This is a genomic window from Jiella avicenniae (assembly GCF_021390325.1).
GTDB lineage: Bacteria > Pseudomonadota > Alphaproteobacteria > Rhizobiales > Rhizobiaceae > Jiella > Jiella avicenniae.
The window spans coordinates 1-819 of sequence record NZ_JAJUWU010000053.1; the positions used below are offsets into that span (position 1 = coordinate 1).

General features: G+C 63.2%; 1 protein-coding gene. It reads right to left on the reverse strand.

Features of this window, described 5'->3' with window-relative positions; genetic code table 11:
* On the reverse strand, positions 1-819 hold an 819-nt coding region (locus LZD57_RS23950; protein WP_233722097.1), incomplete at both ends, for an IS5 family transposase.

The following is an 819-nucleotide window of genomic DNA, read 5'->3' on the forward strand; positions in this document are numbered from 1 at the left end:
ATCCAATACCTTGCGATGCGTCGGGTGAGGAGGCGGATGTTGGCGATGAAGGCCCAAGCGGTCGCGCTTTCGGTGGATTTCTCCCAATCCTTGGCGAGACGTCGGCATCGGCCGAGCCAAGCGAAGGTCCGCTCGACCACCCATCGGCGCGGCAGGACTTCGAAGCCTTTCGCGGTGTCTGATCGCTTGATGATCTCGATGGTCCAGTCACCGTTGCCGCTCAGCGCGCGCCTCAGCTTTTCGCCTGCATAGCCGCCGTCGGCGAATACATGGCGCAGCCAGGGGAAGCGATGACGCAGGGATTTCAAAACGGCCACCGCGCTGTCGCGATCCTGGATGTCGGCGGCGTGGACGACGATCACGAGCAGAAGCCCCAGCGTATCGGTCACGATATGGCGCTTTCGACCCTTGACCTTCTTGCCGGCATCATATCCCGAAACACCGCCGCTTTCAGTGGTTCTGACGCTTTGACTGTCGATCACGCCGGCGCTCGGGCTCGCCTGCCGCCCCTCCAGTTCGCGGGCCGCAACGACGAGAACGCCGTTGATCGCCCTCAAGAGATCGCTGTCACGCCAGTCGTAGAAATAGCCGCGCACCGTCGAGGGCGGTGGGAAGTCTTTCGGCAACATGCGCCACTGGCAACCGCTCGATCCGACGTAGAGGATCGCGTTCATCACCTCGCGAAGGCAGGTGGTCCGCGGTCGGCCGCCAGGCTTGGCAGGCGGCAGCATCGACGCGATCAGCGCCCACTCCCGATCGGTCAAATCGCTTGGATAGCGAGGGCATTCGCGGCTATGTTCGCGGCGAGCGGTATCATCC